Below are 12136 nucleotides of genomic sequence, written 5' to 3'. Positions count from 1 at the left end.
GCTCGGGCGGCCGCGCAGAGTGGCGGACAGCGCTTTCTGCGGGGGTAGGGGGTCAGGTGAGCGCCACGATGTAGACGAGGGCCGCCGCGGCGGAGGCGACGGTCCGGACGTGGTTCCAGAACGTCCACTCGCGCACGTACGCCGGCCAGTACACGGCGGCCTCCGGCGCACCCGGGGTGAGCCGGGCCAGCCGGTCGTTGCGGGGCACGTTCGCGACCACCGTCAGCCCGAACGAGCCGGCCAGGTACAGCGCGCTGCCCAGCAGCAGCTCCACCTTCCCCTCGCCCGGCCACACCACGAACGTCACCACCGCTATCAGCACGCTCAGCACCGCCGATCCCATGAACACCGTCATGAAGGCGGGCCGCACCGCGGCGACATTGATCGCGTTCATCGCCGCGACACCCTGCGCGGGCGGCAGCGCCGCGAGCCCCCGCATCACGAACGTCGAGAACCCGCAGAAGACGCCGGCCACCAGCCCGGTCCCGAGAATTCCCGCCACGACCAGCACGAAGAACGGCCCGTCGATCATCTCCACGCCCCCATCCGGTCCGAGACCGCCCGAGTCTGGTCTCCTCCGTCTTCTCAACCCGCGTCCTCCCCTACCCCCTGCCACGCCCGCAGCACGCTCTCCACGACCGGTGCGATGCGGCGCCGTGCCTCATGCCGCGGTACCCCGCTCATCAGCAGCTCGTCGTACGGCGTGTCCACATGCCGTACGCCTGCCACGACCGCCGAGATCACCGCCCCCTCGGACAACGCCCGCCCGGCCGCACTGCGCCCGACCCGCCCGCTGCCCCGCACCGACGCGTGGGCCGCGATCGACCGGGCCCGCTCGACCGGACACCCGGGGAACAGCCGGAGGATCTCGGCTGTGAACGCCGCCGCGAACCGCTCGTCCTCCGCCGCCCTGCGCCGCGCGTCCCGCGCCCGCCGCCGACGCCGCGCCTCCGCATCCGCCAGACACCGGGCCTCGGCCCGGGCCAGCGCGGCCTCCTCCACGAGCACGCCCTGGCGTTCGTAACGGCTCTTGCGCCGGTTGAACCGCACCACGACCACCGACAGCGTGCTCTCCTCCCGCGACCTGCGGGTCAGGGCCGTGTCGCCGCGCGGCAGGAACACCAGGTGCCCGAGGTCGGCACAGTCCAGGCACCGCGGTGCTCCGTCCTCCAGCACGAGCAGCGACAGCGGACCGCGCCGGCAGCCGGCACACCGCTTCTGCTTCAGCGGCTGGATGACGACAAGCCGCCCGGGGGAGTGGGGGGTTGCGGGAAGCGCCATACGCGGTACTTTCCCCGTCACCGCCCACGCCTCCCACGCCGCCTACGTCTCCTCCTCGTCCACCGGCCCTCCTCCGTCCCGCACTCCTCCTGTTCTTGCCCTCGCCGCCCGCCGCGCGGCCGCACCCACGCCTGACCGACCTCGCCCCCTGCCCGGCGCACCCGGCATCATGGGCGCTGTGCGACTCGAAGCGATCACCTGGGACCGGCTCGCCGAGCAGCTCGCCGACCGGCTGGCCGGTGTGGCGCCGGACGACGGCGGGGCCTGGCCGCGCGTCGGCTTCGACGGGGCCCCCGCCGCTCATCCCGGAGATCTCGCCGCGCGTGTCGGGGAAGCGCTGCGGGTGCGCGGCCGGCCCTCGCTTGTGATCGGCACCGAGGGGTTCCTGCGCCCCGCCTCCCTGCGCCTGGAGCACGGGCGGCGTGACGCGGAGTCGTACTACGGCGGATGGTTCGACACGGGCGCCCTGTGGCGCGAGGTCTTCGGCCCGCTCGAACCCGGAGGCAGCGGGCGGGTCCTGCCCGACCTGTGGGACCCGGCCACGGACCGGGCCACCCGCAGCCCGTACGTCCAACTCCCGCCCCGGGGAATCCTGTTGCTCCACGGCCCCCTCCTGCTGCGTCACTGGTTCCCCTTCGACCTGACCATTCACCTCCTTCTCTCCCCGGGTGCCCTGCGCCGCCGTACCCCCGAGGCCGACCACTGGACCCTCCCCGCCTTCGAACGCTACGAGGCCGAGACCGACCCGGCCGGAACGGCGGACGTCCTGGTTCGCGCCGACGACCCGCGCCACCCCGCCTGGAGCGGCTGACCGGACGCGCGCCCGGAGACCGGGCCGGGAAAGTCGGCAGGGAGATTCAGACAGCCCCTTTTATATGCGCGTGCATGTAACTAGGGTGGTGTTCATGACGACCTCACCGGCTGCTCCGGTCACGTTCGACGAATCCCTCCGCGCTCTGCTGGACGGCAAGAACTTCGCCAGCGTCGCCACCCTCGGCCCCGACGGCGCCCCGCAGAACTCCGTGGTCTGGATCAAACGCGAGGGCGACCGCGTGCTCTTCTCGTCCGTCGACCGCCGCCAGAAGGTCCGCAACCTCCGCCGCGACCCGCGCATCAGCCTCTCCGTCTTCGACCTGGCGAACCCCTATCACTCGGCCGAGATCCGGGGTGTCGCCGAGATCCTGCCGGACGAGGGCAAGCGGCTCCCGTACGAGCTGTCGCACAAGTACCTCGGCGTCGACCCGCCGGCCGAGAAGGAGGACGAGATCCGTGTGATCATCAGGATCGTCCCGCAGAAGGCCGTGTCCTTCTCGGCGTGACCCGGCGTACCGGCCGAGTCCGGCCGGCTGTCGAGGGGCGCCCGCGCCCCAACGCTTCGGCGCTCAGAGCCAGCCGTTACGCCGGAAGCCCCGGTACAGCACCAGACACGCCGCCGCCATCACGCCCATGATCAGCGGATAGCCGAACCGCCAGTGCAGTTCCGGCATGTGATCGAAGTTCATGCCGTACACCCCGCACACCATCGTCGGAACGGCGACCACCGCGGCCCACGCCGTGATCTTCCGCATGTCCTCGTTCTGCGCGACCGTCACCTGCGCGAGATGCGCCTGGAGGATGGAGTTGAGCAGTTCGTCGAACGCGGCGATCTGTTCCTTGGCCCGGATCAGATGGTCGAGCACATCCCGGAAATAGGCCTGTATCTCCGGAGCGACGACCCGTATCGGCCGGGTGGCCAGCTCCTCCACCGGGCGGCCCAGCGGCACCACCGCCCGCTTCAGCTCCAGCAGTTCACGCTTCATCTGGTAGATACGGCCTGGATCGAGACGCGCGCCGTTCTCCGAGAACACCTCCGTCTCGACCTGGTCGATATCGGCCTGCACCGCGTCCGTCACGCTCAGATAGTCGTCGACCACATGGTCGGCGATCGCGTGCAACACCGCCGCCGGCCCCTTGGCGAGTTGGTGCGGATCCCCCTCCAGCTCCTCACGCAGCGGGCCCAGCGAACCATGTCGGCCGTGCCGCACCGTGATCACGAAGTCCTCGCCGACGAACACCATGATCTCTCCGGTGTCCACGACCTCGCTGGTCGCCGTCAGCTGTTCGTGCTCCACGTAACAGACGGTCTTGAACACCGCGAAGAGCGTGTTCCCATAGTGCTCCAGCTTCGGCCGCTGATGCGCCTCGACCGCGTCCTCCACCGCCAGCGGATGCAGGTCGAACAGCTCGGCGACACCCGCGAACTCACGTTCCGTCGGCTCGTGCAGCCCCAGCCAGACGAAGCCGTCACCGCTCTTGCGCACCAGCCGTACGGCGTCCGCCAGGTCGGTGCACCCCGGCACCCGCACCCCGTCCTGATACGTCACGCAGTTCACCACCGACGAGCCCAGCGGGGACCTGGCGGGATGGCTCAGGTCCACGCGCGGCCGGCGCCGGGCCAGCCGCGCCACCTTGCGCAGGCCGCCGACCCTGCCCAGCCCCGTGACCTTCCGCAGATTCCCTGCCATGGACATCTGGATCTCCTTGCGTGGATCCCCGCGCGCAACGCTTCCGCGCCTTGCCCCGCAAGTCTGCCAGTCCCCCGCAAAGGATGGGCAAGCCTGTGGGAACGGGGAGTTCCGCTTGGTTCCCGCCTGTGGACGAAGGGTCGGCCGGCCGGGACAAACCGGGTGACTGTCATGATCGGCGCATGACGCGATCCGACGGGTATCTCCTGGACAACCGGCAGAACGAGGCCGGCGAACGCTTCGACGCCTTCACCGCTCTCTTCGACCCCACGACCTTCCGGCACCTCGAAGGACTGGGCATCGAACCCGGCTGGCGCTGCTGGGAAGTCGGGGCCGGTGGCACCTCCGTCGTCTCCTGGCTCGCCGAGAGGGTGGGGCCGGCCGGTCAGGTCGTCGCCACCGACATCGACACCACGCGACTCACCGCCGCGGCCCGCCCGCCGGTGCACATCCGCACCCACGACGTGGGCACCGAGGAGCCGCCGGGGGAGGGCTTCGACCTCGTCCACGCCCGGCTAGTCCTCGTCCATGTATCCGACCGGGAACGCGCGTTGCGGTCCGTGATCAAGTCCCTGCGCCCCGGCGGACGACTGCTCATCGAGGACGCCGACCCCGCCCTCCAGCCCCTGACCTGCCCCGACGAAAACGGCCCCGAGGAGCGGCTCGCCAACCGGCTGCGCCAAGGCTTCCGCAAGCTGCTCGCCGACCGCGGCGCCGACCTGTCCTACGGCCGTAAACTTCCCCGACTGCTCCGGGAGGCCGGGCTGCACGACGTGCAGGCCGACGCGTATTTTCCCGTGACTTCGCCCGCCTGCACCGCCCTGGAGGCCGCGACGGTCCGTCAGATCCGTGACCGCCTCGTCGCCGCCGGCCTGGCCACCGACGCGGAGATCGACCAGCACCTGGCCAACGTGGAGGCCGGCACCATGGACTTGGCCACCGCACCGATGATCTCGGCGTGGGGCAGGAAGGGGTAGGTCCCGGATCCGGGCATGCGAGGTCGTGTTGGACCGTTTCCACGGCAGGCTGGCCGGACCTGTGAGCCGCCTGCCGATCCGGAACGTTTCAGCGACCGCCGGCCGGCCGTTGCGGCCCGGCGAAGGGCTGCAACCGGCGCCGGCGGTCTTCCTGCCAGCTAACCCCCGGTGTCCGCATGCGGTGGTCTGCCGCCCACCCGGCTCACCGCCTCCCCGCCCGCCCGGCAGCCACGGGCCGCCGCCTCCCGCGGGGTGGCGCCCGCGAGCAGGGCGGCGAGGAACGCGCCGGTGAAGGCGTCACCCGCACCCGTGGTGTCGCGAGGCGTCGCCGGTACGGCCGGGACCCGGGCCACTACGGTGCCCGAACGTGCCAGCAGCGCCCCGTCCGCACCCGCCTTGGCCACCACCAGCGGCACGAGTCGGCTCAACTTGGCCGCCGCTTCCGCCGGATCCGGCAGCCCGGTCAGCAGGCACGCCTCGTCCCGGCTGGGCAGCAGCAGGTCCAGCCCCTCCGCGAACGCCAGGAAACGGCCCACCCCCAGCTGCACCAGGAAGCCGGCCGAGGCCGGGTCAAGGCTGACCGGCACACCGCGCGCGCGTGCCGCCGCGAGCGCCGTCTCGGCGAGCGCCCGGCTCGGCTCCGTGAACAGCAGATAACCCGACAGATGCAGCCGGGCCACCCCGTCGAGCAGCGCGTCCGACCAGTCGGCGGGGCTGAGCCGCAGGGACGCCCCGCTGTCCGTCAGGAACGTCCGCTCGGCCGCCGCGCACGCGTCGACGAGACAGATCACCGTCCCGGTCGCCGCCTCCGGATCCACCACCAGCCGCGGCCGCACCCCGGCCGCGACCAGCTCCCGCTCGTGCCACGCGGCGGCATCCGCGCCCACCCGCCCCAGCAGCCGTACGTCGGCGCACCCCGCGTGCGCGGCCCAGCAGGCCACGTTGGCGCCCGCGCCGCCCGGCAGCGCCCGGATCACGGCGGCCGTGTCGGTGCCGCCCGCGAGCGGGCCCCGGTGCCGGGCGACCACGTCCGTGACCACGTCCCCGACGACCAGCAGCGCTCCGCTCCGGTCCCCGGTCACCCCCTGGTCCACGCCGTGGCGATCCGCGCGGCCAGTCGTACGTTGCCGCGCACCGCCGCCAGGTTGGCGCTCAGCGAGGCACCGTCCGTGTGCCTGACCAGGTAGTCGAGCAGGAACGGTGTCACCGCCTGCCCGGTGACACCCTGCTCCGCGCAGGTCCGCAGCGCGTCGGAGAGCACGCGCGTATGCACCTCGGGATCGAGTTGTTCGGCCTCCGGGACGGGATGGGCGACGATCAGCGCCGACGCCGGCGCGTCCAGCGCGTCCTGGGCGCGCATGACGGCGGCGACCTCTTCCGGGGTGTCCAGCGTCCAGTCGACCGGATGCCCCGAGTCGGACAGATAGAAGCCGGGGAACCGGTCCGTGCCGTACCCGGCGACGGCCACACCCAGCGTCTCCAGCCGCTGCAGCGTCGCCGGCACGTCCAGGATCGACTTCACCCCGGCGCACACCACCGTGATCCTGGTGCGCGCGAGCAGCCCCAGGTCGGCCGACTCGTCCTGGCTCACCGTCCACTCCCGGTGCACACCGCCCAGCCCGCCGGTGGCGAACACCCGGACCCCCGCCAGCGCGGCCAGCTGCGCCGTCGCCGACACGGTGGTCGCCCCGCTCGCCCCCGCCGCCACGGCCAGCGGCAGGTCACGGTGGCCCAGCTTGCGGATGCCGTCCTCGTTCGCGACCCGCTCCAGCTGCTCCTTGTCCAGGCCGACCCGGGGCCGCCCGTCGAGCACGGCGATGGTCGCCGGCACGGCACCCTCCCGCCGCACCGCCTCCTCCAACTCCAGCGCCACCTGGAGGTTGCGCGGGCGGGGCAGGCCGTGCGCGATGATCGTGGACTCCAGTGCCACCACCGGCCGCCGCGCGTCGATCGCCTCCCGGACTTCTTCCGACACCACCAGCACCACGTGCCCGCCTCCTGTCCGTCGGTCCTCCCTCATCTCTGGCGGCCGCCGACCACGAATAAACGCTTGCGGCCTGTGGGGGAGACCACCAGCCTGGGCCGCATGACGAACAACACCACGCGTCTCGACCACATCGTCCTGTGGGTGGCCGACCCACTCGCCGCAGCCGGCTTCTACGAGACGGTCGTCGGGCTTGAGCCGATCAAGGTCGCGGAGTTCGCCGAGGGGAAGGTGTCCTTCCCGTCCGTACGCATCAACGAGGAGACCATCCTCGACCTCGCCCCGCACACCATGGCCGAACGCATGCGCATGCTGCCGGGCTCGGCCGGCAGCGCGGGCCACCCCGTCAACCACATCTGTCTGTCCCTGCCGGCCGACGCCTTCGACGCCCTGCGCGCCCGCCTCGAGGAACACGGCCTCCCCGTCTCGCACATCGACCACGGCGCGTCGGGCGCCCGCGGCAACGCAACGCGCAGCTTCTACTTCCGCGACCCCGACGGCAACATCTTCGAGGCCCGGCACTACGACGACTAGCCGCGTCGGGAACCGGTCAGAACAGCGGCTCGGGCAGCACACCCTCCAGGGCGAGCAGCTTCCGCTTGGCCTCCAGCCCGCCACCGAAACCGCCGATGCCACCATCGCTCTCCACCACCCGGTGGCACGGCACCACCACCGGCAGCGGATTGGCGCCCATCGCCGCACCGACCGCCTGCGCCCCACCGGGCTGCCCGACCCGCCCCGCCAGATCTCCGTACCCCACCACGGTGCCGTACGGCACACCGGACGCCAGCTCGCGCAGTACCTGTCGGTTGAACCCGGAGATCAGCGACCAGTCCAGCGGCAGGTCGAAGTCGTGCCGCTCACCCGCGAAGTAGGCCCGTACCTGGCGTATCGCCTCCGCCAGCAGGGGCGAGTCAGGATCCTCCACAGGCTCGCCGCCCAGCCGGTCGGCGAGCCGCTCCAGCGCCCGGTCGCGCACCGCGTCCGAGGCGTGGAAGACGACGTTGACCAGGCCCTCGCCGGTCGCCGCCAGCATCAGCGGGCCGATGTCCGTGCCGATGACGGCCCACGCGACCCGCTGCTCGTCCTGCCCATGGCTGTCCATGCGCCCACGGTACGACCCCCCACTGACAACGCCCGCCGGGCTCAGCCCGACGCCAGCGCCGCCCGCACCACGTCGGGCTTGTTGGTGATGATCCCGTCGACGCCGTAGCCGGCGACGCCGCGGGCGGTGGCCGCGTCGTCCACCGTCCAGGCGAACACCCCGAGCGGCCGGCCGTGCGGCCCGTCGAAGGCGTGCACGGCCGCGACGTAGTCCCGGGACAGCGACCCGTACGGGGGATTGACCAGATCGGTGAAGCGCGCGAACCGGTGCAGCTGCGCCACGGTGGGTGTACCGAGGTAGGCGGTGGTGACCGCGGGCTTCAGCTCGTGGACGGCCCGCACACTGTCGGCGCTGAAGCTCTGCACGATCAGCCGTCCCAGGTGCCCGCGGTCCAGCCAGCCCTCGTTGCCGAGGAGCTTCACGGTCTGCTGCTCGATGCCCGGGTACAGCTCCGGGTTCTTGACCTCCAGGAGCAGTTTCTCGTGGTCGTGCTCGACCCGGCGCATGTACTGCCGCAGCGTCGGCACACGCGCGCCCGCGTACGCGGGGGAGAACCAGCTGCCCGCGTCCAGCCGGGCGATCTCGGCCGCGGTGAAGTCCTTCACCTTCCACGGCGCCCGGCCGGGGAAGACGTCCTCGACGTTCGTGGTGCGCTTCAGACTGTCGTCGTGCAGAACGATCAGCTCGCCGTCCTTGGTGCGCTGCACGTCGTTCTCCACCCAGGAGAAGCCCAGCTCGGCGGCCTTGTCGACGGCGGGCAGCGTGTTCTCGGGAGCGTAGGCGGAGGCGCCCCGGTGAGCGATCACCGTGGGCACGCGGTCCTCGCGCGCCCGGGCGTCGGAGGCGGGGCTCAGCAGAATCGCCGCCGTCACCAGGCCCGCGGCGGCCGTTGCGGCAACTACGCGCGCGTACATCCGTACTCCTCGCGTCGAGCGGATACCGACAGCACCAGACTGACAGCACAGGGTCAACGACACCCGGGCGCACGATGGCCACAGAATGTACGGAGCCGTCCAAGTCCGCTCACCGGTACCGCACAACTGAGGCAAGGCCGTGTTTCTTTGCCGGAAAATCGTTCGACCATTCCGGTGGGGGTCATACTCTCTGCGGAACCCTGACCGCCCGCGCGGTCCTGGGAGCGGGGGCACATTCAGGTATTCCGGGACGCAAGAAGGCGGAAGGGCAGCCGCGGATGCAAGGCACGGTCGACGGATTCAGCTACGGGGCCGTCACCCCGTTGGTGGCCTATTTGATGGCCTGCCTCGGAGGTGCCCTCGGCCTGCGCTGCACCACGCGGTCCATGCTGGTCACACAGTCCTGGCGGCCCGCCTGGCTGGCCCTCGGCTCGGCCGCGATCGGCTCCGGCATCTGGACCATGCACTTCGTCGCCATGATGGGCTTCACCATCGAGGAGACGCCGATCCACTACGACAAGCCGATCACCTACGCGAGCCTCGGTCTCGCCATCGTCATGGTCGGCATCGGGATCTTCATCGTCGGCTACCGCGGCGCCACCGGCACCCCCCTCTTCACCGGCGGCACGATCACCGGTCTGGGCGTCGCCTCGATGCACTACCTCGGCATGGCGGGCGTCCGCTTCCACGGAACGTTCACCTACAACACGTTCACCGTCGCCGCCTCCGTCGTCATAGCGGTCGTCGCCGCCACCGCCGCCCTGTGGGCCGCCGGCCAGGTGCGGGGCTTCGTGTGGAGCGTGGGCGCGAGCCTCGTCATGGGACTCGCCGTCAGCGGCATGCACTACACCGGCATGGCCGCCCTCGGCGTCCACCTCGACGGCGCCTCCCACACCGCCGGCGGCACGCCCGCGGCGTCCGTGCTCGCGCCGATGCTGATCGGCCCGCTCGCCTTCCTGCTCCTCGCGGGCGTCGTCGTGATCTTCGATCCGCTGATGGTCATGGGACGGCCCGACTGGACGCCCGTCGAGCACAAGCCGGGCGTCCCGGCCGCCGCCGTAGCCTCCCACCCGGACCGCCGCCCCGCTTTCCACGAGGGGCACCGTCCGGCCCGCCGGCCCGAGCGCACCCCGCAAAACCGCTGATCGGGACCGGTTGTCAGTGCGGGGTCGTACGGTGGATGACATGCGGCCCGTTTCCCACATCGAACGCACGGTGGCGCCCTTCGAGGTCGTCAGCCCCTACCAGCCCAGCGGCGACCAGCCGGCGGCCATCGCCGACCTGGCCAAGCGCATCGAGGCCGGTGAGAAGGACGTCGTCCTCCTGGGCGCGACCGGCACCGGCAAGTCCGCCACCACGGCGTGGATGATCGAGAAGCTCCAGCGCCCCACGCTCGTGATGGCGCCGAACAAAACGCTGGCCGCCCAGCTGGCCAACGAGTTCCGCGAGCTGCTTCCGAACAACGCGGTCGAGTATTTCGTCTCGTACTACGACTACTACCAGCCCGAGGCCTACGTCCCGCAGTCGGACACCTACATCGAGAAGGACTCCTCGATCAACGAGGAGGTCGAGCGCCTGCGTCACTCGGCCACCAACTCGCTGCTCACCCGCCGCGACGTCATCGTGGTCGCCTCGGTCTCCTGCATCTACGGCCTCGGTACTCCCCAGGAGTACGTGGACCGCATGGTCCCCCTCCGGGTCGGCGACGAGATCGACCGGGACGAGCTGCTGCGCCGCTTCGTCGACATCCAGTACACCCGCAACGACATGGCCTTCAGCCGCGGCACCTTCCGGGTCCGCGGCGACACCATCGAGATCTTCCCGGTCTACGAGGAGCTGGCCGTCCGCATCGAGATGTTCGGCGACGAGATCGAGGCGCTGTCCACGCTGCACCCGCTCACCGGCGAGATCATCAGCGACGACCAGCAGCTGTACGTCTTCCCCGCCTCCCACTACGTCGCCGGCCCCGAGCGCATGGAGCGGGCCGTCAACGACATCGAGAAGGAGCTGGGGGAGCGCCTGGCCGAGCTGGAGAAGCAGGGCAAGCTCCTGGAGGCCCAGCGGCTGCGGATGCGCACCACGTACGACATCGAGATGCTCCGCCAGATCGGCACCTGCTCCGGCGTGGAGAACTACTCGATGCACTTCGACGGCCGCTCGCCCGGCTCCCCGCCCAACACCCTGCTGGACTACTTCCCGGACGACTTCATGCTCGTCATCGACGAGTCGCACGTCACGGTCCCGCAGATCGGCGCGATGTACGAGGGCGACGCCTCCCGCAAGCGCACCCTCGTGGACCACGGCTTCCGCCTGCCTTCCGCCCTGGACAACCGCCCCCTGAAGTGGGAGGAGTTCCAGGAGCGCATCGGGCAGACCGTCTATCTGTCGGCCACCCCGGGCGCCTACGAGCTGTCGCGCTCCGACGGCGTCGTCGAGCAGATCATCCGGCCGACCGGCCTGGTCGACCCGGAGGTCGTGGTCAAGCCCACCGAGGGCCAGATCGACGACCTGGTGCACGAGATCCGCAAGCGCACCGAGAAGGACGAGCGGGTCCTCGTCACCACGCTGACGAAGAAGATGGCCGAGGACCTCACCGACTATTTCCTGGAGCTCGGCATCCAGGTGCGCTATCTGCACAGCGACGTCGACACCCTGCGCCGGGTGGAGCTGCTGCGCGAGCTGCGCTCCGGTGAGTACGACGTCCTGGTCGGCATCAACCTGCTCCGCGAGGGCCTCGACCTGCCCGAGGTGTCTCTGGTGGCGATCCTGGACGCCGACAAGGAGGGCTTCCTCCGCTCGGGCACGTCCCTGATCCAGACCATCGGCCGCGCGGCGCGCAACGTGTCCGGCCAGGTCCACATGTACGCCGACAAGATCACCCCGGCGATGGAGAAGGCCATCGAGGAGACCAACCGCCGCCGGGAGAAGCAGGTCGCCTACAACAAGGCGAACGGCATCGACCCGCAGCCACTGCGCAAGAAGATCAACGACATCGTCGCGCAGATCGCCCGCGAGGAGGTCGACACCGAACAGCTCCTCGGCTCCGGTTACCGCAAGACGAAGGACGGCAAGGGCGCCAAGGCCCCCGTTCCGTCACTCGGCGACAAGGCGGCCAAGGGGGCGAAGGCCGGCAAGGCCGCCAAGTCCGCCAAGGGCAAGGCGGTGCCCACGGACCGCCCGGCGGCCGAACTGGCCGAGCAGATCGAGGAGATGACCGAGCGCATGCGCGCCGCCGCCGCGGAGCTCCAGTTCGAGATCGCGGCCCGGCTGCGCGACGAGGTCGCCGAGATGAAGAAGGAACTGCGCCAGATGCGCGAGGCCGGTCTCGCCTGAACCTCCGCCATCGCGCCGGACCTCGGCATATACGCCAA

13 protein-coding genes are annotated in these 12136 nt (G+C 71.0%); 6 read left to right on the top strand and 7 right to left on the bottom strand.

What is annotated here, in order from left to right:
* Positions 1–52: 52 nt before the first annotated feature.
* Entirely contained in the window at positions 53–532 is a 480-nt protein-coding gene (locus ACZ7DL_RS16300; RefSeq protein WP_470774921.1) for an anthrone oxygenase family protein, read from the bottom strand.
* A 53-nt stretch (positions 533–585) separates the two neighbouring features.
* Positions 586–1281: a DUF2293 domain-containing protein gene (locus ACZ7DL_RS16295; protein WP_470774817.1), complete on the bottom strand. Its 696-nt coding sequence runs from the start codon at positions 1279–1281 to the stop codon at positions 586–588.
* 169 nt (positions 1282–1450) lie between these two features.
* Here ACZ7DL_RS16295 and ACZ7DL_RS16290 point away from each other — a divergent pair, with 169 nt between their 5' ends.
* Positions 1451–2092: a nucleoside/nucleotide kinase family protein gene (locus ACZ7DL_RS16290; RefSeq protein WP_470774816.1), complete on the top strand. Its 642-nt coding sequence runs from the start codon at positions 1451–1453 to the stop codon at positions 2090–2092.
* Between the two features lie 94 nt (positions 2093–2186).
* Complete coding sequence (locus ACZ7DL_RS16285; RefSeq protein ID WP_470774815.1) at positions 2187–2600, top strand: PPOX class F420-dependent oxidoreductase; 414 nt, start codon at positions 2187–2189, stop codon at positions 2598–2600.
* A gap of 63 nt (positions 2601–2663) precedes the next feature.
* On the opposite strand, the gene corA is transcribed toward ACZ7DL_RS16285, so the two are convergent.
* Complete coding sequence (gene corA, locus ACZ7DL_RS16280; protein ID WP_470774814.1) at positions 2664–3791, bottom strand: magnesium/cobalt transporter CorA; 1128 nt, start codon at positions 3789–3791, stop codon at positions 2664–2666.
* Positions 3792–3967: 176 nt separating this feature from the next.
* On the opposite strand from corA, the gene ACZ7DL_RS16275 reads away from it, so the two are divergent.
* On the top strand, positions 3968–4762 hold the full coding sequence (locus tag ACZ7DL_RS16275; protein WP_470774813.1) for a methyltransferase: 795 nt from the start codon (positions 3968–3970) through the stop codon (positions 4760–4762).
* A 158-nt stretch (positions 4763–4920) separates the two neighbouring features.
* Here ACZ7DL_RS16275 and ACZ7DL_RS16270 read toward each other — a convergent pair whose 3' ends face one another.
* Both ACZ7DL_RS16270 and ACZ7DL_RS16265 read right to left on the bottom strand, forming a co-directional pair.
* The gene (locus tag ACZ7DL_RS16270; protein ID WP_470774812.1) at positions 4921–5856 is read right to left on the bottom strand and encodes a carbohydrate kinase family protein; all 936 of its coding nucleotides are present in this window, start codon (positions 5854–5856) and stop codon (positions 4921–4923) included.
* Entirely contained in the window at positions 5841–6749 is a 909-nt protein-coding gene (locus tag ACZ7DL_RS16265) for a pseudouridine-5'-phosphate glycosidase (protein ID WP_470774811.1), read from the bottom strand. Before ACZ7DL_RS16265 ends, ACZ7DL_RS16270 begins: the two co-directional genes overlap by 16 nt.
* 99 nt (positions 6750–6848) lie before the next feature.
* Here ACZ7DL_RS16265 and ACZ7DL_RS16260 point away from each other — a divergent pair, with 99 nt between their 5' ends.
* The gene (locus ACZ7DL_RS16260; RefSeq protein ID WP_470774810.1) at positions 6849–7280 is read left to right on the top strand and encodes a VOC family protein; all 432 of its coding nucleotides are present in this window, start codon (positions 6849–6851) and stop codon (positions 7278–7280) included.
* Between the two features lie 16 nt (positions 7281–7296).
* On the opposite strand, the gene ACZ7DL_RS16255 is transcribed toward ACZ7DL_RS16260, so the two are convergent.
* Together ACZ7DL_RS16255 and ACZ7DL_RS16250 are read right to left on the bottom strand one after the other, a co-directional pair.
* Positions 7297–7851 carry a methylated-DNA--[protein]-cysteine S-methyltransferase gene (locus ACZ7DL_RS16255; protein WP_470774809.1) on the bottom strand — a complete coding sequence of 185 codons (555 nt, stop codon included), beginning with the start codon at positions 7849–7851 and terminating at the stop codon, positions 7297–7299.
* Positions 7852–7892: 41 nt separating this feature from the next.
* Positions 7893–8765: a glycerophosphodiester phosphodiesterase gene (locus tag ACZ7DL_RS16250; RefSeq protein WP_470774808.1), complete on the bottom strand. Its 873-nt coding sequence runs from the start codon at positions 8763–8765 to the stop codon at positions 7893–7895.
* A gap of 278 nt (positions 8766–9043) precedes the next feature.
* Between ACZ7DL_RS16250 and ACZ7DL_RS16245 the strand changes: the two genes are divergently transcribed.
* Positions 9044–9910, top strand: a complete 867-nt coding sequence (locus ACZ7DL_RS16245; RefSeq protein ID WP_470774807.1) for an MHYT domain-containing protein — start codon at positions 9044–9046, stop codon at positions 9908–9910.
* A gap of 40 nt (positions 9911–9950) precedes the next feature.
* Positions 9951–12098, top strand: coding sequence for an excinuclease ABC subunit UvrB (gene uvrB / locus ACZ7DL_RS16240; RefSeq protein WP_470774806.1), 2148 nt, complete (start codon positions 9951–9953; stop codon positions 12096–12098).
* Positions 12099–12136: the final 38 nt, after the last annotated feature.

This window comes from Streptomyces sp. NPDC036984, from assembly GCF_055607665.1.
This window is presented reverse-complemented; position numbering and strand designations above follow the sequence as displayed.